Here is an 18082-nt window from a genome sequence, read left to right as displayed (position 1 = left end):
CTATGCCTCCAACCATCTACTTAACATATCTAATATCTTTAAATGGCCAATATACAATATTCGTATCACCAATGACTTTTTCTAACGGGATAGAGCCAATATGTCTACTATCTTTACTAGATCTTCGATTGTCGCCCATCACAAATAATTCACCTTCAGGTACCGTTTTTTGACCAACAGGAGTTTCTTCTAATGTGAAATCTTCCGTTAAAGGCCCTTCGAGAATTTGACTTTTATATGCCTCCAAGTATGGTTCTGCATACGGTTTACCGTTAATATAAAGTGTATCATCCCGATATTCAACTGTATCACCTGGTAATCCAATTACTCGTTTAATATAATCTTTTTGTTCAGGTGCGTGGAAAACGATGATATCAAATCGCTTTGGTTTTCCTAGTTTATTCACGATCATTCGGTCCCCATTGTGTAGGGTGGGCATCATTGAATATCCATCCACTACAATTGGTGCAAATAAAAAATATCTTATAATTGCTGCCAATCCGATTGCTATCAGTAGAGCCTTTGTCCATTCCCATAGTTCATTTTTTTCTTTAGTCATCGTTTCACCATCCAATAGAGATCACTACACTATACAAAATTATAGCTTTTCTTTATGTATACACTATTGTATATGAAAAATAAACTTAATTCATATATTATCTTTTATAATGGGTCTATTTTCTTAGTCTCTTATTCAATAGCAGTATTAATATACTCCATATGAATAAAAGGAGCTTGAAACCAAGCTCCTTTTAACGTTTAAACATAGATTATCGAATTTCTTTGATACGAGCTGCTTTTCCACGTAATTTACGTAGATAGTAAAGTTTCGCACGGCGAACTTTACCGCGACGCACTACTTCAAGTTTCGCAATTCTTGGAGTGTGTACAGGGAATGTACGCTCAACTCCAACACCATAAGAGATTTTACGGACAGTGAATGTTTCACTAATTCCGCCCCCACGGCGCTTAATGACCAACCCTTCGAATAACTGGATTCTCTCACGTGTACCTTCTACTACTTTAACATGGACACGAACAGTATCACCAGGGCGAAAAGCTGGAAGATCATTGCGAAGTTGTTCTTTAGTAATTTCTTCAATAATTTTGTGCATCGTATTCATCTCCTTCCAACCGACGCTCTTGCAAACAGCAAACATGCAGCGGAACACCGTTGTTACAGGCTTAAAAAGGCTAATAAGCCATAGCCACAAAAACTATATTAACATACACATATATTGATTGCAATTGTATCTTTCAGGAATTTTTAATCCGTAGGATCCGCTTTTTTATTTTTTTCTTGTAAATATTTTTCGAGCAAATCAGGGCGTCTGTTTTTTGTTCGTTCCATTGATTCGTTTTCGCGCCACTCATTAATTTTCTGATGGTTCCCAGATAAAAGAACCTCCGGGACTTTCATTCCTCTAAAATCGGCTGGACGTGTATAGTGAGGATGTTCTAATAAACCTGAAGAGAATGAATCATAAATTGGTGATTCATCATTACCTAACACACCTGGAAGCAAACGTACAACTGAATCAATTACAACCATGGCACCAAGCTCGCCGCCAGTCAAAACATAATCACCAATCGATATTTCATCTGTAATAAGGTACTCCCTTATCCGTTCATCGTAACCTTCATAATGTCCACATATAAAAATTAAGTGATCTTCTTTTGCCAATTCTTCTGCTTTTTTCTGATTATAAGTTGCCCCTTGAGGACAAAGCAAAATAATGCGCGGGTTCACTTTACTATCCTTTTTTAAATAATCAACTGCATCAAATATTGGCTGGGGCTTTAAAACCATTCCCGCTCCCCCTCCATAAGGATAGTCATCGACGGTACGATGTTTATCATTTGAGAAATCACGAAAGTTTACGACATTATATGTTACTGCGTCTTTTTCCTCTGCTTTTTTCAAAATAGAAGATCCAAACACTCCTGAAAACATATCCGGAAATAAAGTTAAAATATCAATTTTCATTATTCAAGTAGCCCTTCAATTGGATTAATGATTATTCTTTTATTTTCCACCGAAATATCAATGACTACATCATCAATATAAGGAATAAGCAGCTCTTTGCCATCCTTCCCTTTAACAACCCAAACATCGTTTGCACCTGGAGTGAGAATTTCTTTTACTACGCCTATTTCTTCCTCATCTTCCGTAACGACGGTGCATCCGATAATTTCATAAAAATAGTATTCGCCTTCAGACAAATCATTTAACTGCTCTTCTGAAACTTTTAATATCCCATCTTTAAATGGCTCTACATCATTTATGTTGAAATAATTTTCGAAAGTTAAAAGATCAAAATTTTTATGTGTGCGATGGCTTTTTACAATAAGTTCGATAGGTTCTTTTGTCTTCGGCAAAAAAAGATAAAGTGTGCTACCAGGAGAATATCGTTCTTCCGGAAAATCTGTTTTAGAAATGACTCTCACTTCACCTTTTATCCCGTGAGTGTTTACGATTTTCCCTACATTAAACCAATTCATAACCTCACCTCTCCCGAATTTCTATGATGGTACCATCTTTAATAATAATTGTTTTTCCTTTTGTAACTTCTTCCCAATTATCTCCGACTTTTATATCAATTAGGGCTTGTACGTCTTGATCATTAAGCTCACTTCCGAGTGGTAGCAAATCAAGCTGTTCAATTTGAAAGTCAATCAGCTTTATTTTTTCTTTTCGAATATCAATCTCTTTGTCAAATTGACTTTTCAAACCAGCAGGAGTGTATTTTCGGGTTCTATCTAATTTTTTCATCTCAAAGAGGAGCTGCTCGCATTCCTTTTTCAGCTGTTGTTTATTATCTTTATATTTTTTTAGTAGTTTATACTTGCTCATTTCCGTTAATACCTGTTTAACAGATACGGTTTGGAGAATTCTCATCATTATCATCCTCCGAGAGTCTTTTATATGTAATTAGCCCTTTGATTTGCGTGCGCGGCACTCACTTTACGCTACAATCAACATATCAAGAAATTCATCTATATCTTTATTAAAGTCATATAAGTATAAACAAAAAAGGGAGGTATGCTGCCTCCCTATTCGTCGATTTCCATGTAAACCTTCTTATGTTGTTTTAATCCTGCTGCGGCATAGACTACTGTCCTAATTGCTTTTGCAACTCTACCATGTCTTCCTATTACTTTTCCTATATCTTTTTCGTGAACAGAAAGGTGGTAAGTAATTCGCTGATCTTCTTCTACTTCACGTACCCGAACATCATCGGGATAATCAACAATCGGCTTTACAATCGACAAAATTAGCTTTTTCATGACTATCACAATTACTTACTATTCTTAGCGTTATGGAATTTTTCCAAGATGCCTTGCTTAGAAAATAAGTTGCGGACTGTGTCAGAAGGTTTTGCACCATCTTTAAGCCATTTTAATGCTGTTTCTTCATTAATTGCTACTTGAGCTGGTTGAGAGATTGGATTATATGTTCCAATTTCTTCAATGATGCGTCCGTCACGTGGAGAACGAGCATCAGCTACAACGATACGATAGAAAGGAGATTTTTTTGCTCCCATACGTTTTAAACGAATTTTTACTGCCATTTTAATAGCACCTCCGAATAGTTTCACACAAGATAGTATAATAACAGATGTTATATTTGTTTGTAAAGTATTTTTTCTTAACAGTTACGAAAAGCGTATGCGCCTTGCTCATCGACGTACAAACTTCGGGCCTTAGACTGAGATAAAGGAAACACGATGAGTCCAATAGGACGAATCGAAGTTGACTTATCGTAGGGAGAAGGACAAGAAGTTTGCTAGTCGATAGGCGCTGGAGCTAGACAACGAAAAGCGCAAGGCGCGCGATTATCGGCGACAAGCAAATATTCTAAGAAGCAAAAAGTCTGCTCTTTGAGTTTATTGGCCCAGGTTATTTGACCTCAAGCCGCTGGCGCCTGCAGCTAGACATAAAAATATTACATAAATGGTAGCTTAAAGCCCCCACGCTTTTTCCCTTTTTGCTGCATACCTGTCATTTGTTTCATCATTTTTTTCATTTCATCAAACTGCTTGAGAAGGCGATTTACCTCTTGTACAGTTGTGCCGCTACCTTTGGCAATCCGACGTCTTCTTCCAGCATTTATGATTTCTGGGTGTTCCTTTTCCTTTTTAGTCATGGAACGAATAATTGCTTCGACATGACCAATTTGTTTTTCATCGACTTGCAGATTATTCATACCTTTAATTTTATTAGCACCAGGCATCATTTTCAATAACTCGTCAAGAGGACCCATATTTCTAACTTGGCCTAATTGTTCGAGAAAATCATCCAATGTAAAAGAAGCTGTACGGAACTTTTGTTCCAACTCTTTTGCTTTTTCCTCATCTACATTAGCTTGGGCTTTTTCAATTAAGGTAAGCACATCACCCATTCCGAGAATCCTAGAAGCCATTCGCTCTGGATGGAAAGGCTCTAATGCATCCATTTTTTCGCCCATCCCAACAAACTTTATAGGCTTTTCAGCAACGGAACGAATAGATAATGCCGCACCACCACGTGTATCTCCGTCGAGTTTAGTCAAAACCACTCCGGTAATTTCAAGTTGTTCATTAAAGCTTTGGGCGACATTTACTGCGTCTTGACCAGTCATCGCATCGACTACTAGAAAAATTTCATCAGGTTTTGCAACTTCCTTAATTTCTTTCAGTTCACCCATCAATTCTTCATCAATATGAAGTCTACCCGCAGTATCAATGAGAACATAATCAAGATGATCCTCTTTTGCCTTTTCGATTGCCTGACGTGCAATTTCGACTGGACTTACTTTGTCACCTAAAGAAAAAACAGGTAAGTCCAACTGTTTACCTAATGTCTCCAACTGTTTAATCGCAGCTGGACGGTAAATATCAGCAGCAACAAGAAGCGGCTTTCTATTGAATTTCTTTCGCAATAAGTTGGCCAATTTTCCTGTAGTCGTTGTTTTACCGGCACCTTGAAGTCCTGACATCATAATGACAGTAGGTGGGCGATTGGCAACAGCAATTTTGCTTTGTTCGCCACCCATTAACTCTGTCAGTTCTTCCTTAACGACTTTTATGACTTGTTGGCCGGGTGTGAGGCTTTTCATTACCTCTTGGCCAACAGCCCTCTCGCTTACTTTAGAAATAAATTGCTTAACGACCTTGAAATTAACATCCGCTTCAAGCAATGCAAGACGAACTTCACGCATCATTGCTTTCACGTCAGCTTCCGATACTTTTCCTTTACCCCGGATTTTTTGCATTGTCGCTTGCAACCGGTCGGCTAATCCTTCAAATGCCATTTTGCCGCCCCCTAATCCAATTCCTTAAGCAATACCAAATATTTCCCTAACTTGGTACTGTCTAATTCATTATCTCTCAAACATTTTTCCATTTGCTCGATAATATTACCGCGCTCTAGAAATTTGTGAAACAACTGCAGTTTTTCTTCATATTCCTCCAGCATGGCTTCCGTGCGCTTAATATTGTCGTACACTGCCTGACGGCTTACCTCATACTCATCCGCAATTTCACCAAGTGAAAGATCATCCAAATAATATAGGGACATATAACTGCGTTGCTTAGGAGTCAACAACGCTTGATAAAAATCAAACAAATAATTAATGCGCGTTGTTTTCTCTAGCATTGTCATATTAATCCCCCTTGTTAAGTTAAAATCCTTTACACCCAAATCATACATTTCTATTTTATAAAAGTCAACATTCCTAGTTTTATCACGAGAATTAATCTAGGTCTTCTGAAGATTCTATAGCATCCGAAAAAAGTCCGTATACATATTTTTCCGCATCGAATTCTTGAAGGTCGTCCATTTTTTCCCCAAGTCCAACAAACTTTACAGGAATGTCTAATTCATTTCTAATGGCAAGTACAATTCCGCCTTTTGCTGTACCGTCAAGCTTTGACAATACAATTCCACTTACACGAACAGCTTCTTTAAAGGTTTTCGCTTGTATTAAGGCATTTTGGCCGGTCGTTGCATCGAGAACTAATAACACTTCATGTGGTGCTCCAGGAACTTCTCGCTCAATGACGCGCTTTACCTTCTCTAATTCTTTCATTAAGTTTACTTTATTTTGCAATCTGCCAGCCGTATCGCAGAGCAATACATCTACATTGCGAGATTTCGCCGCTTGTAAAGCATCATACATAACAGCGGCGGGGTCAGAGCCTTCAGCTTGTTTAATGACATCAACTCCAACACGTTCTCCCCATACTTCCAATTGTTCAATGGCACCGGCTCTAAACGTATCCCCAGCTGCAAGCATAACTTTTTTTCCATCTTGTTTCAGCTTATGGGAGAGCTTCCCAATAGTCGTTGTTTTTCCGACTCCATTTACTCCTACAACTAAAATAACAGTTAATCCTTCATCTTGGAGATTTAATTGATTTGACTTTTCATCTCCAGATTCATAAATTTCGACTAATTTTTCAGAGATGACGGATTGAATATCTGCCGGATCTTTTATATTTCTTTTCTTTACCTCAGTTTTTAGTTGTTCCACTATTTCCATTACTGTTTCAAAGCCAACATCAGCTTGAATTAGGATTTCTTCAAGCTCTTCAAAAAATTCTTCATCCACTTTTCGATATCGTGATACGAGATCATTTATTTTCCCTGAGAATTGACTTCTTGTTTTTGCCAGTCCATCTTTAAATTTAGATGAGACTTGATCAGTAGATGAAGTGAATTTTTCTTTTAATTTTTTTAAAAAACTCACGTTACACAACCTCGATTCATTATATTTGTACCATTTCCTTCGTTTTTTCCAGCTTGACCGAAACGATTTTGGATACGCCGGATTCTTGCATCGTTACACCGTATAGAACATCTGCACCCTGCATCGTCCCTTGTCTATGGGTAATAACAATAAACTGTGTTTCCTTGCTAAATTCATTCAAGTAATGGCTAAATCGTTGAACATTTGCTTCATCTAGAGCCGCTTCCACTTCATCAAGTATACAAAAAGGAACGGGACGGATTTTCAAAATCGAAAATAATAGTGCGATTGCAGTCAGAGAGCGTTCTCCTCCGGAAAGAAGACTTAAATTTTGCAGTTTTTTCCCAGGAGGCTGAGCAACGATGTCGACTCCGGTATTTAACATATCGTCTGGATTTGTAAGGGTTAATTCCGCTCTTCCACCGCCGAACAGAGCTTTAAATACACCTTCAAATTCACTTTGAATATCAAAGAATGTCATGCTGAACCTTTTTTCCATTTCACTATCCATTTCGTCCATCACTTGGAATAATTGGTCCTTAGCATTCGTTAAGTCAGATTGCTGCTCTTGAAGAAAATGATATCTTTCATATACCCTGTCATATTCTTCAATCGCTCCCATATTTACAGTTCCTAGTTCTGAGATTTCAATTTTAATAAGCTTTACTTTCGTCCTCGTTTCTTCTACCGGCAAAGATAAGGAATATTTTTCTTTCGCGCCTTCATAAGACAACTCATATTCTTCTCTTAATTTATTTAAGAGATTATCGAGTTCAACATCGAGACGATTACTCTTTACTTCTTCATTTTTAAGCATTACGTTGATGCCACTATATATCCTTTTTAACTCTTTAAGCTCTGCATCGCTCTGTTCAATCGAAATTTGCAATTGAAGTCTTTCTTCACGCTGTTCAGATAATTTTTGTTCTGTTGCTTCTTTTTCTATTTTTGTCTTTTCAGTTTCTTCCACAAGCTCGTCTTCAGTGGAATGATGACCTGTCATTTCATTTTCAAGCCATTGAAGATCATCCACTAAAGCATTCTTTTGAGTTTCCAATTCCGTTAATTCTTGATTTAGTGAATGAAAAGCATTGCGTGAAGATGATAATTGTTCTCTTGCAACTGCCAGCAATGAGGATAAGTCTGTAATTTCTTTTGCCAACGAATCCTTAGATAGTCTTTCATTATTTCTCTGAGCTGTTAATCGTTCAATCCTATCATTTAACGACTGAATTTTATCTTCACAAGTCGAAATAATTTCAGAGAGCGCATTAATTCTTTCGTTAATTTTATTTTTTTCTGTCTTTAGCTCTGATGTTTCAAGATCATAAACGGCAAGTCGATCATCCACATTCTTTTTATTGATCTCGATTTGAACAAGTGCTGACTCGGCTTCCCTTTGTTTAATACGAAGCTCCTCACCTTTTGAACGAATAGATTCTAGTAGATTCTCTTCATCGGTGAGACTTTTTCTCGCTTTGTCCCAAGATTCTTGCAAGACGGCTGTTTTTTCCTTCATCTCTTCTAGCTTATGTTTTAAATCTTCCAGTTCACTTTTACGACCGAGTAATGAGCTGGTTGATTGTTTTGAAGCCCCGCCTGTCATAGAACCGCCCGGATTTACTACATCACCATCTAAGCTGACAATTCTATAACGATGGTGTAATAATTTTGCCATCTGGTTAGCACCTGCTAAATCTCTGGAAATGATAATATTCCCTAGAAGACTATTTATGGCAGGAGCATGGTCACTTTGAAATTTCACAAGATTAGAGGCTATCCCAATAAAAGATGGATGGGCAGCAACAATTGCTTCTTGACTTGGCTGTATGCTCTTTTCCTTAATTGTATTTAAAGGTAAAAAAGTTGCCCTGCCAAACTGTTTTCTTTTCAAAAATTGAATGGCTTCCCTTGCATCTTTTTCTGTTTTGACGACAATGTTTTGCATCGAGCCGCCAAGGGCAATTTCAATTGCTTTAGCATACTCTTTGGGAACTTGTATTAGTTCAAGAATAGCACCTTCAATTCCTTGCAAAGTATTATCTTTGGCTCTCAATACTTCTTTGACACCTTGGAAAAAGCCGGTATAATCATCTTCCATTTCTTCTAATGCTTCTTTTCGAGATTGTGCCTTTTGGATAAACTGATTCGCTTGATTGAGCATAGATGTCTGTTTGTCTAGGTGCTCTTTCAGAGATTCAATGTTTTTCTTTGCTTCATTAAATTGGTCTAATTGTTTTGCAATTTCTGTTTCTAACAATTGCACTTCTTCCATCTTATTTGAAAGTTGGCTGGCAATATGGCTTCTTTCCTCTATAAATTTCTCATTTTCCCCATCTAAACGATTGCTTCGGGCAATTTGCTGATTTAGCTGCTGTTCTAAATATTGCATTTCATTTTTGGCAGAAGCTTGCTCATTAAGAACTTCAATATAATCACTTTTTAAAGATTCAATTGTATCTTCAATCGTGCCGTCTAATTGATTTAACTGTTTTCTTTTCTCTTCCAAATCTTTTTGTAGATTCTGTACTTCTGTTTCTTTTAAACTTACTTCCGCTTTTGTTGTATTACGTTTTTCCGTTATTTGATTCACCTTTAAAATGGCGTCATCAATATTTTTTTTCAGCTGTTCTGTATTTTGAGAAGCATTTCGTTTTCTTTCTTTTAAAACTTCGCGTCTTCCTTCGAGTTTCTCTAAATCTTTCGTCGATGTAAGCAACTCTGATTGTAAGTTCGCAATAGTTTCATCATATTTAGAAAGTTTACTTCTTTCACTTTCGAGTTTTGTTTCATTCGCTTGAATATTGTTGGATAGTTCTGCTTCTTGCCCAATTAATTTATTCAATTCTTGTTTAGAGGCTTCCCAATTTTCATGCAAAACTCCAATCTCATGCACAGTTAGTGCCACTTCATGATTTTCGAGTTCTTTTTTCTTTTCAAGATAATCCTTCGCAATGGAGGCTTGGATTTTCAGTGGTTCAATTTGGCTCTCAAGTTCGTGAAGGATATCGTTCACACGATTTAAATTATCACTAGTTTCTTGCAGCTTGACTTCCGCTTTCTTTTTGCGGGTCTTATATTTTAGTACACCAGCAGCTTCTTCAAAAATAGTCCGTCTATCTTCCGGTTTACTATTTAAAATTTCTTCAACTTTCCCTTGACTAATGATGGAAAAAGCTTCTTTTCCGAGTCCAGAATCCATAAAAAGATCGATAATATCTTTAAGTCTGCAATTTTGTCCATTTAGTAGATACTCGCTATCTCCTGATCTAAACACCCTTCTTGCTACACAAACTTCGTTATAATCTATCGGCAAAGCTTCATCTTCATTATTTAAAGTTAATGCCACTTCAGCAAAATTCAGCGGTTTTCTAGAATCACTGCCGGCAAAAATAATATCTTCCATTTTTCCACCGCGCAGTGATTTTGCTGATTGCTCACCAAGCACCCAACGAATAGCATCTGTAATATTACTTTTTCCACTGCCATTCGGACCAACTACAGCTGTAACACCCGGAACAAATTCAATTGTTACTTTTTCGGCAAAGGATTTAAATCCAATTATATCCAGTTGTTTAAGGTACAAAAGTATCACTTCCTAAAGTACATCTTTGTATTCTTATTCCTCTAATTTTCCTAAAGCCATTTGAGCAGCATGCTGTTCAGCTTCTTTTTTAGATCGTCCTGATCCTTCCCCTAATACCTCATTGTTTAGGGAAACTTGCGATACGAATATTCGATTATGGGCAGGACCATCTTCTTGAAGTATCGTATACTCCAATGTACCAGAACCTTCTCTTTGGACATATTCTTGCAATTGGCTCTTAAAATCCATCACATGAGAAAAAGCACCTAAATCAACCTTTGGAAAAATTACTTTGTCTAAAAATGTAATGACGGTTTCTAGTCCTTGATCAAGAAATAAAGCTCCAATGAACGCTTCAAATGCATCGGCAAGGAGGGCAGGGCGCGTGCGGCCACCAGTCATTTCTTCTCCTTTTCCTAGTAAAACGTATTCTCCAAAATTCAATTCGTTCGCAAAACCCACTAATGCCGGCTCACAAACGATTGCTGCTCTCAGTTTCGTTAGTTCCCCTTCGCTCATCATTGGAAATTTATTGAACAAAAATTGAGAAACTGATAATTCCAATACTGCATCACCTAAAAATTCCAGTCTTTCATTATCTTCATAAGGTTTTTTCCGATGCTCATTCACATAGGATGAATGTGTAAATGCTTGCATTAATAGTGTTTCATCGTTGAAATGGAGCTCAAGTTTAGCTTGAAACTCCTTAAAACTGCGAATAATTTTATTCATTGAATTTTTTTCACGATATGATTTCCGCATATGCTATCCACCTTGCTAAATCTTTTATTTAAAGCTTTTTTCGCAAAAATTGTTATTGTAATTGTATAATACTTAATAAAAACAACAAAATTTAAGAAAAAAGCCTTATATTAAAGTAGAAATGCCCCGTCGACTTCAACGGGACATTTCTTACTCGAGCGACTAGTTATTACTTTCTATGTAATTGACAGCATCGCCTACTGTTGCAATTTTTTCTGCATCATCATCGGAAATTTCCATATCAAATTCATCTTCAAATTCCATGACAAGTTCTACAACATCTAGGGAATCCGCTCCTAAGTCATCTTTAAAAGAAGCTTCAAGCGTTACTTTAGATTCTTCGACGCCTAAACGGTCAACAATAATCTTTGTTACGCGTTCAAGTGTATCTGCCATTTGATTCACCTCCCCTCAAAACATTATATAGGATATCCCAATAAAGATAAACAAGCCTATAAGAAATTTTCCTGTAAAGTGAATCATCTTTTTAAAATGTAAAAAGAATACTGTTTATTAAGTATTTTCACACGTTTACTTTTCAGCTAGTGTTGTCACCTATTACTGTTTTCCTTCCCTAGTGCTTTAATCGATATATCGGGATGGGTCTTGACCCGAGCTTAATCCGCCTATCTTTCATCGCAGGTCCTGAAGTTTATAGGTTGATAATAGGCGCTTTCGCTTTGCTTACATAAACATTCCACCATTGACATGGAGTGTTTGTCCAGTCATATATTTGGCTTCATCGGATGCAAGATAAATGGCAAGTTTTGCTATATCCTCTGCTTCACCAAAACGCCCTAATGGAATTTGCTTGAGCATACCTTCTTTTACATCTTCTGGAAGTTGATCTGTCATATCTGTCGTAATAAATCCTGGAGCTACCGCATTTACAGTTATGCCTCTTGGAGCTAATTCCATTGCGCTTGTTTTCGTCAAACCGATTACACCGGCTTTTGCAGCTACATAATTAGCTTGTCCAGGGTTTCCGCTTACTCCGACAATAGAAGAGATATTAATAATCCTTCCATTTCTTTGCTTCATCATTTGTCTTGTTACTGCTTTCGTGCAAAGGAAAACACCTTTCAAGTTCGTGTTAATTACATCATCCCATTCATCTTCCTTCATTCTCATCAGTAAATTATCACGGGTGATGCCGGCATTGTTTACTAAAATATCTAATTTTCCAAATTGTTGGATCGTTTCCTTAACCATGTCTTGGACAGCTTCGCTATTTGAAATATCACATTGATACGCAAAGGCTTTTCTACCCATTTCAATAATTTCATTAACCGTTTGCTTTGCTCTTTCCTCGCTGCCAGCATAATTGACAACGACATCTGCACCCTCTTCTGCAAATGCTATTGCAATCGCCTTTCCAATGCCTCTTGACGCACCAGTTACAATGGCCGTTTTACCTTCTAGCCTCATTCTCCGTCACCTCTTAACGCTTTTAATGTCACTTCACAGCTTTCTGGATCCTGCACTGAAAAAACACGTACATTTCTATTTACTTTCTTGATGAGTCCAGATAACACTTTCCCCGGACCAATCTCAATAAATGTATCAACCCCAAGGTCAATCATTTTCTCGACTGAATCCTCCCATAAAACAGGTGAATAAAGCTGCTCAATCAGTTTATTTTTTATATCTTCTTTCGTATTGATTGGATTAGCAGTAACGTTGGTAATGACAGGAGTCTCAGCATCTTTAATATTAATTTCATCTAATATTGAAGTGAATTTTTCTGCAGCAGGCTTCATAAGTTCAGAATGGAAAGGTCCACTAACATTTAAAGGCAATACTCTTTTCGCACCTTTTTCCTTCGCTAGCTCACCAGCTTTTTCCACTCCAGCTACTGTTCCGGAAATGACAATTTGACCAGGACAATTTAAATTTGCCAGCTGGACAGAATGTCCACCATTTGTAACTGTATCTGTTATTTCCTTGAGGATGCTTCGATCCAATCCTAAAACAGCTGCCATCGTTCCTTCCCCATTTGGAACTGCCTCTTCCATAAATTCCCCTCGTTTTGAAACAGCATAAACAGCATCTGTAAAATCTATTGCACCGCTTGCCACCAATGCTGAATATTCACCGAGACTATGACCAGCAGTGTAATCAGGTGTAATTCCCGCTTCTTTCAAATATTCCAATAATGCAATACTTGTCGTTAAAAGTGCCGGCTGTGCATTTACCGTCTTAGTGAGCAAATCTTGTGGTCCATTGAAAATAAGCGAGGAAAGCTCCCTGCCTAATCGATTATCAGCCATCTCAAAGATTTCTTTCGAATTCTTATTTTCATTGACAGCAGCTTGTCCCATTCCCACAGTTTGCGAACCTTGTCCCGGAAAAACAAATGCTATTTTCCCCATTTTATGATCTCCCTTCGTCAACAGCATCCTTGATCGTTTCAGATATTTGATGCCTCACCATTTCTCGCGTTTGCCGAATAGCATGATAAATTGCATTGGCATTAGATGAACCATGTGCTTTAATGACAGGCGCATCTAGGCCAAATAAACATGCTCCACCATATTCTGTATAATCCATCATTTTTTTTAAATCTTTCAAATCAGACATTAAAAGTCCCGCAGCCAGTTTATTTTTTAAACTCCCAGTAAGTACATTTTTCAGCATGGAAAAAACAGTAGATGCGGTTCCTTCAATTGATTTTAAAACTACATTTCCTGTAAAACCATCTGTGACAACGACATCTGCATGTCCTTCCAATAGCTCGCGGGATTCGATATTTCCTATAAAATTCAAATTGGCATTCTTTAATAATTCAAATGCTTTTTTAGTCAAGTCATTTCCTTTATTTTCTTCGGAACCAATATTTAGTAAGGCAACTCTTGGGGCTTTAATCCCTCTAACTTTTTGGGCATATATATTTCCCATAATCGCATATTGTAGTAAATGCTCAGGTTTTGCATCAGCATTGGCACCTAAATCCAACATAACAAAACCTTTACCATCTAAAGTAGGCAAAGTAGGGGCTAAAGCAGGGCGGTCTATTCCTTTAATCCGTCCCACAATAAATAAACCGGCCGCCATAAGAGCTCCCGTATTCCCAGCAGAAATACATGCATCAGCCTCACCATTTTTAACAGCTTGTGCCATCATAACCATGGAGGCGTCTCTTTTTCGCCTAATTGCTTTGACCGGTTCATCAGTCGCTTCAATTTTTTCTACAGTATGGATAATTTGAACATTATTATGAGCAGTTAAATATTTTAATATTTGTGCTTCATCACCAAATAATAAAAATTCAGTATCAGAAAAGTCTTGGGAAGCCCTATTGACACCCTGAATGATTTCTTCAGGGGCATGGTCGCCTCCCATTGCATCTATCGCTATTTTCATTTTGGCCCACCTTCTTTAAGACTTGATCGAAACATTTCAAATTCTCCCTTAAAAACCAATTCCTGTCCTACATAACTCATAACATCCACTATCGTCCTATCAGATGGCCAACCTTGCTTACGAACCTTTGCTTTTGCAACTACCCTTTCACCAGCTTTTACCGGTCTTGTAAAATGAATATTCACTTTTACAGTAAGAGCAAGTTCATCATCAATGACCGCAACCGCTAAAGAATTAGCCTGGGCAAATAAATGATGTCCTCTAGCAATTGAATTTCGTTTAAAGACATGTTCTTGTTGTACATCAAAAATGGATATTGCAGTTTGGTCAAGTTGTATATCGATAATTTCACCAATGACTTCGTCAATTGGCAAAGACTTAACCTCATCTGCGACATGCTTTTCAGCTACAGTTTTAATTCTTTCTCGTAATTCGGGTATCGCCAATTCCATTCGGTCAAGCCGAATTGTTTGAACGCTAACTGAAAATTTTTCTGCTAATTCATCGTCTGTAATAAAAGGATTTTCATTGATTGTTTGGCTCAACATTCTTTGGCGATCTTTTTTTGACATTCTCATATTATTCATCACCATTCACGATATTAAGACTAGGTATTAACAGTAGTATATAAAAATAAGGAGTTTAGCGCAACAATAACGCCACTCCTTATAAATATTTCAGTCTAATTTTTCACCAGATAATGCCCCGGATTCTTCAAGATATTTTCGCATAGGAGCATATTCATCACTAGACCAAAATTCTTTAAGTTCAATTAATTTGATTGCATCGTTTCTTGCTGTTTCAAGAGCACGGTAATCATGCACCATATCGGCAACTTTAAATTCTGGCAACCCACTTTGTTTTTTACCGAAAAAGTCACCTGGACCCCTTAGTTCTAAGTCGCGTTCACTAAGAACGAATCCATCATTCGTCTCTGTCATGATTCGCATTCGTTCTTTTCCAACTTCGGTTTTGGGATCGGCCAGTAAAATACAATACGATTGCTCACTTCCACGGCCAACCCTTCCTCTTAGCTGATGGAGTTGGGATAAACCGAACCTTTCTGCATCATATACAATCATGACGGTTGCATTTGGAACATTTACCCCGACTTCTACTACTGTGGTGGAAACTAGCAATTGTATTTTATTATCGCTAAAATCACGCATAATTTCTTCTTTTTCGGATGCAGGAAGCCTGCCATGCATTAAGCCTATTTTGAATTTCCCGTGAAAATAATTAGAGAGCAAATCATATACATCAATCGCATTTTGGAAGTCGAGTTTATCAGATTCTTCTATTAATGGGCAAATGATATAGGCTTGTCTTCCTTTTTTCAATTCCTTTTCAACGAAATCTAATATTCTATCTAACATATTATGCTTAGCCCAATGGGTTTCGATTGTTTTTCGTCCCGATGGCATTTCGTCAATTATGGATACATCCATTTCCCCGAAAACAGTAATGGCAAGCGTCCTAGGAATTGGCGTAGCCGTCATAAAAAGGACATCCGGCCTTTCACCTTTTTCTCGGAGAATCCTCCTCTGTTCCACACCGAATCGATGCTGTTCATCCGTAATGACAAGACCTAGTTTATGAAAATTCACATCGTGTTGGATTAATGCATGTGTCCCTATTAAGATATGAATCTCACCTTGTTTTAGTCTTTCCAATAAATCCTTGCGTTTTTTCCCCTTCACTGAACTAGTAAGAAGTTCAATTTTCACATCAGTTTCCGCTAATAATGATGTTAGTGATTGAAAGTGTTGCTCTGCAAGAATTTCTGTCGGCACCATCAATGCACCTTGATAACCTGTTGTTACACATGCGTATAGGGAAATGGCTGCTACAGCTGTTTTTCCAGAACCGACATCTCCTTGAAGAAGTCGATTCATTTTGATGGGCGATTTTAAGTCCGAACATATTTCGTTTACAACTTTTTTTTGTGCATTTGTCAGCTGGAATGGAAGAGAAGCAATAAAAGTCTTCAATTTCTCTAAATCATAATGTAATGCTACCCCTTTAGATTGCTCTCGTTCCAGCTTACGAAAGGCTTGCATTTTCAACTGAAAATAAAGAAATTCTTCATAAACAAACCTGCGCCTAGCTTGTTTTGCCTCATCTGGCGAATGAGGAAAATGCATAACCCTTAGGGCTTCTTTTCTTCCAGGTAATTTATATTTTTTTAAAATGTGAGCAGGCAATGTTTCTTCTATTTCATCGCCGTACTCATTAAAAGCTTGCACGATAAATCTGCGAAGAGCCTTAACTGTAATAGGGGATTTCACAGGATATACAGGTTCGAAATCTGCCGTTTCTGTCTGGGATCCAATTTTTATATCTTGTCCTGTAATCGTTTGCCGATGTTTGTCCCATTTTCCTGTGACGGTGATGATATCTTGTGGGGATAATTGCCCTTTTAAGTAAGCCCTATTAAAAAATGTAACTTTAATCAAATACCGTTCAACTAATAGATGAATCGTAATCCTATTTTTCTTCCTCCCATAGTACATGACGGTTGGCTCACTGTGGACTTTTCCTTCTACTGTTATTTTTTCATCATGGGAAACTTCCGCTAAATCCCTGAGCCTAACGTCCTCGTATCGAAATGGAAGATATTGCAATAAATCTCCAATATTATTAATACCCATTGCCATTAGATTTTCAGCAGTTTCTTCTCCTACACCCTTTAAAACAGTTGTAGGCAATTCCAATGATTTAGTCACGTTCTACACGCGGGACCCCAAATATTTTCGCTTCAAGCATTCTCCCAGTTGGAGTTGCCGCCAACCCTCCTTCAGCGGTTTCGCGCAAAGACCTAGGCATTTGCTGACCGATTTTAAACATTGCATCGATAACTTCATCACAAGGGATCCGACTCGTTATACCGGCAAGAGCCATGTCTGCTGCAACCATTGCATTAGCCGCACCCATCGCATTTCTTTTTACGCACGGGACTTCAACTAAACCTGCAACAGGATCACAAACGAGGCCGAGCATATTTTTCAAAGTAATGGCCATTGCCTCCGCACATTGAGAAGGAGATCCGCCAGCCATCTCTACTATCGCCGCTGCAGCCATACCAGCGGCCGATCCTACTTCTGCTTGACACCCACCTGCTGCACCAGAAATAGAAGCATTATTTGCAACCACATATCCGAAGGCGCCTGAAGTAAATAAAAACTTTACCATTTGTTCTCTCGTTGGCTGTAATTTATCGCGGACCGCAAATAATGTTCCTGGAACTACACCTGCCGATCCAGCCGTCGGAGTTGCACAAATTGTTCCCATTGCTGCGTTGACTTCATTCGTCGCTACCGCTTTACTTACTGCATCAAGGATTGTTTCTCCAGATAAAAAGGAGCCTTTTTTTATATAGTTTTGTAAAAGAACAGCATCCCCACCAGTAAGCCCCGAATGTGAAGTCACACCCTTGATGCCACGTTCAACCGCTTCTTCCATGACAGTCAAGTTTTTATCCATTTGTGCTATAATTTCCTCACGGCTCCGATTCGTAACTTCCATTTCTTGCTCAATCATAATTTCTGATATCTGTTTTTTTTGCGATTCCGCAAGCTGGACTAATTCCGCAACATTTTTAAACATGAATGCAGCCTCCCTCTATAGCTCTTTGGTGCTTA

At 37.9% G+C, this 18082-nt stretch carries 19 protein-coding genes; all 19 read right to left on the bottom strand.

Translation table 11 applies throughout. The features are described from left to right. Window positions 1-16: 16 nt before the first annotated feature. Window positions 17-559, bottom strand: a complete 543-nt coding sequence (lepB, locus tag KHA97_RS02600) for a signal peptidase I (RefSeq protein ID WP_213123192.1) — start codon at window positions 557-559, stop codon at window positions 17-19. Between the two features lie 211 nt (window positions 560-770). Then, window positions 771-1115 (bottom strand): 50S ribosomal protein L19, encoded by a 345-nt coding sequence (gene rplS / locus KHA97_RS02595; RefSeq protein ID WP_213123191.1) that lies wholly within the window; start codon window positions 1113-1115, stop codon window positions 771-773. 152 nt (window positions 1116-1267) lie between these two features. After that, window positions 1268-1987: a tRNA (guanosine(37)-N1)-methyltransferase TrmD gene (trmD, locus tag KHA97_RS02590; protein ID WP_213123190.1), complete on the bottom strand. Its 720-nt coding sequence runs from the start codon at window positions 1985-1987 to the stop codon at window positions 1268-1270. Further along, window positions 1987-2502 (bottom strand): ribosome maturation factor RimM, encoded by a 516-nt coding sequence (rimM, locus tag KHA97_RS02585; protein WP_213123189.1) that lies wholly within the window; start codon window positions 2500-2502, stop codon window positions 1987-1989. The genes trmD and rimM overlap by 1 nt, the downstream gene beginning before the upstream one ends. A 4-nt stretch (window positions 2503-2506) precedes the next feature. Then, the gene (locus KHA97_RS02580) at window positions 2507-2899 is read right to left on the bottom strand and encodes a YlqD family protein (RefSeq protein ID WP_213124278.1); all 393 of its coding nucleotides are present in this window, start codon (window positions 2897-2899) and stop codon (window positions 2507-2509) included. A gap of 155 nt (window positions 2900-3054) precedes the next feature. Next, window positions 3055-3288 (bottom strand): KH domain-containing protein, encoded by a 234-nt coding sequence (locus KHA97_RS02575; protein ID WP_213123188.1) that lies wholly within the window; start codon window positions 3286-3288, stop codon window positions 3055-3057. An 11-nt stretch (window positions 3289-3299) separates the two neighbouring features. Next, entirely contained in the window at window positions 3300-3572 is a 273-nt protein-coding gene (rpsP, locus tag KHA97_RS02570) for a 30S ribosomal protein S16 (protein WP_213123187.1), read from the bottom strand. A gap of 374 nt (window positions 3573-3946) precedes the next feature. Further along, window positions 3947-5293, bottom strand: a complete 1347-nt coding sequence (gene ffh / locus KHA97_RS02565; RefSeq protein WP_213123186.1) for a signal recognition particle protein — start codon at window positions 5291-5293, stop codon at window positions 3947-3949. An 11-nt stretch (window positions 5294-5304) separates the two neighbouring features. Further along, entirely contained in the window at window positions 5305-5637 is a 333-nt protein-coding gene (locus KHA97_RS02560; protein ID WP_213124277.1) for a putative DNA-binding protein, read from the bottom strand. A 97-nt stretch (window positions 5638-5734) separates the two neighbouring features. Further along, entirely contained in the window at window positions 5735-6730 is a 996-nt protein-coding gene (gene ftsY / locus KHA97_RS02555; RefSeq protein ID WP_213123185.1) for a signal recognition particle-docking protein FtsY, read from the bottom strand. 19 nt (window positions 6731-6749) lie between these two features. Next, window positions 6750-10316 (bottom strand): chromosome segregation protein SMC, encoded by a 3567-nt coding sequence (gene smc / locus KHA97_RS02550; protein WP_213123184.1) that lies wholly within the window; start codon window positions 10314-10316, stop codon window positions 6750-6752. A 33-nt stretch (window positions 10317-10349) separates the two neighbouring features. Continuing rightward, on the bottom strand, window positions 10350-11078 hold the full coding sequence (gene rnc, locus KHA97_RS02545) for a ribonuclease III (protein WP_213123183.1): 729 nt from the start codon (window positions 11076-11078) through the stop codon (window positions 10350-10352). A 162-nt stretch (window positions 11079-11240) separates the two neighbouring features. Then, complete coding sequence (locus tag KHA97_RS02540) at window positions 11241-11474, bottom strand: acyl carrier protein (protein WP_213123182.1); 234 nt, start codon at window positions 11472-11474, stop codon at window positions 11241-11243. 288 nt (window positions 11475-11762) lie between these two features. Further along, window positions 11763-12506, bottom strand: coding sequence for a 3-oxoacyl-[acyl-carrier-protein] reductase (gene fabG / locus KHA97_RS02535; protein ID WP_213123181.1), 744 nt, complete (start codon window positions 12504-12506; stop codon window positions 11763-11765). Then, the gene (fabD, locus tag KHA97_RS02530) at window positions 12503-13450 is read right to left on the bottom strand and encodes an ACP S-malonyltransferase (protein ID WP_213123180.1); all 948 of its coding nucleotides are present in this window, start codon (window positions 13448-13450) and stop codon (window positions 12503-12505) included. The genes fabG and fabD overlap by 4 nt, the downstream gene beginning before the upstream one ends. A gap of 1 nt (window position 13451) precedes the next feature. Continuing rightward, window positions 13452-14441: a phosphate acyltransferase PlsX gene (gene plsX / locus KHA97_RS02525; protein ID WP_213123179.1), complete on the bottom strand. Its 990-nt coding sequence runs from the start codon at window positions 14439-14441 to the stop codon at window positions 13452-13454. Continuing rightward, on the bottom strand, window positions 14438-15019 hold the full coding sequence (gene fapR, locus KHA97_RS02520) for a transcription factor FapR (RefSeq protein WP_213123178.1): 582 nt from the start codon (window positions 15017-15019) through the stop codon (window positions 14438-14440). The genes plsX and fapR overlap by 4 nt, the downstream gene beginning before the upstream one ends. 99 nt (window positions 15020-15118) lie before the next feature. Then, complete coding sequence (gene recG / locus KHA97_RS02515; RefSeq protein WP_213123177.1) at window positions 15119-17167, bottom strand: ATP-dependent DNA helicase RecG; 2049 nt, start codon at window positions 17165-17167, stop codon at window positions 15119-15121. Then, on the bottom strand, window positions 17160-18047 hold the full coding sequence (gene sdaAA / locus KHA97_RS02510) for an L-serine ammonia-lyase, iron-sulfur-dependent, subunit alpha (RefSeq protein ID WP_213123176.1): 888 nt from the start codon (window positions 18045-18047) through the stop codon (window positions 17160-17162). Before sdaAA ends, recG begins: the two co-directional genes overlap by 8 nt. Window positions 18048-18082 lie beyond the last annotated feature (35 nt).

This window comes from Lederbergia citri, from assembly GCF_018343625.1.
In the GTDB taxonomy this organism is placed as follows: Bacteria; Bacillota; Bacilli; order Bacillales; family Bacillaceae_C; genus Lederbergia; species Lederbergia citri.
This window is presented reverse-complemented; position numbering and strand designations above follow the sequence as displayed.

Excerpts from the sequence above, each read along its gene's own strand:
- lepB (WP_213123192.1), bottom strand. The coding sequence starts at position 559 with ATGACTAAAGAAAAAAATGAACTATGGGAATGGACAAAGGCTCTACTG.
- rplS (WP_213123191.1), bottom strand. The coding sequence starts at position 1,115 with ATGCACAAAATTATTGAAGAAATTACTAAAGAACAACTTCGCAATGAT.
- trmD (WP_213123190.1), bottom strand. The coding sequence starts at position 1,987 with ATGAAAATTGATATTTTAACTTTATTTCCGGATATGTTTTCAGGAGTG.
- rimM (WP_213123189.1), bottom strand. The coding sequence starts at position 2,502 with ATGAATTGGTTTAATGTAGGGAAAATCGTAAACACTCACGGGATAAAA.
- KHA97_RS02580 (WP_213124278.1), bottom strand. The coding sequence starts at position 2,899 with ATGAGAATTCTCCAAACCGTATCTGTTAAACAGGTATTAACGGAAATG.
- KHA97_RS02575 (WP_213123188.1), bottom strand. The coding sequence starts at position 3,288 with ATGAAAAAGCTAATTTTGTCGATTGTAAAGCCGATTGTTGATTATCCC.
- rpsP (WP_213123187.1), bottom strand. The coding sequence starts at position 3,572 with ATGGCAGTAAAAATTCGTTTAAAACGTATGGGAGCAAAAAAATCTCCT.
- ffh (WP_213123186.1), bottom strand. The coding sequence starts at position 5,293 with ATGGCATTTGAAGGATTAGCCGACCGGTTGCAAGCGACAATGCAAAAA.
- KHA97_RS02560 (WP_213124277.1), bottom strand. The coding sequence starts at position 5,637 with ATGCTAGAGAAAACAACGCGCATTAATTATTTGTTTGATTTTTATCAA.
- rnc (WP_213123183.1), bottom strand. The coding sequence starts at position 11,078 with ATGCGGAAATCATATCGTGAAAAAAATTCAATGAATAAAATTATTCGC.
- KHA97_RS02540 (WP_213123182.1), bottom strand. The coding sequence starts at position 11,474 with ATGGCAGATACACTTGAACGCGTAACAAAGATTATTGTTGACCGTTTA.
- fabG (WP_213123181.1), bottom strand. The coding sequence starts at position 12,506 with ATGAGGCTAGAAGGTAAAACGGCCATTGTAACTGGTGCGTCAAGAGGC.
- fabD (WP_213123180.1), bottom strand. The coding sequence starts at position 13,450 with ATGGGGAAAATAGCATTTGTTTTTCCGGGACAAGGTTCGCAAACTGTG.
- plsX (WP_213123179.1), bottom strand. The coding sequence starts at position 14,441 with ATGAAAATAGCGATAGATGCAATGGGAGGCGACCATGCCCCTGAAGAA.
- fapR (WP_213123178.1), bottom strand. The coding sequence starts at position 15,019 with ATGAGAATGTCAAAAAAAGATCGCCAAAGAATGTTGAGCCAAACAATC.
- sdaAA (WP_213123176.1), bottom strand. The coding sequence starts at position 18,047 with ATGTTTAAAAATGTTGCGGAATTAGTCCAGCTTGCGGAATCGCAAAAA.